Source organism: Bowmanella yangjiangensis (genome assembly GCF_017255015.1).
Taxonomy (GTDB): domain Bacteria; phylum Pseudomonadota; class Gammaproteobacteria; order Enterobacterales; family Alteromonadaceae; genus Bowmanella; species Bowmanella yangjiangensis.
Map to the genome: position 1 here is coordinate 1 of NZ_JAFKCS010000792.1, position 332 is coordinate 332.

At 66.9% G+C, this 332-nt stretch carries 1 protein-coding gene; it reads left to right on the top strand.

What is annotated here, in order from left to right:
* Positions 1–134: 134 nt before the first annotated feature.
* On the top strand, positions 135–332 hold a 198-nt coding region (locus J0A65_RS26705), incomplete at its 3' end, for a hypothetical protein (RefSeq protein ID WP_206597191.1).

Here is a 332-nt window from a genome sequence, read left to right on the forward strand (position 1 = left end):
GAGCTGGTGCTGCGCCTGAGTGGTGGCTTCTACGAGCTGCTCTGCCTGCAACCGGGGGGCGGCGCACGCTCGCTGATGCTGCATGAAAGCCAGCTGGGTCAGGTGGCCGATGCCCAACTGAGCAGATGCCTGCCATGAGCCGCTGCAGGCAACTCGGCATCAGCGGCGTGTGGCTGCTGAGCATGTTCGCCACGGCCCTGGCGATGCTCCTGGGCATGCTCGCGCTGTGGCTCAGCTTCAGCTCCAGCGCGGAGCTCGACGGCCGCTACCAGTCCAGCGGCCAGGTCCAGCTGAGCAACGGCAAGGTGCTCGACATCAGCCACAGCCTGCAG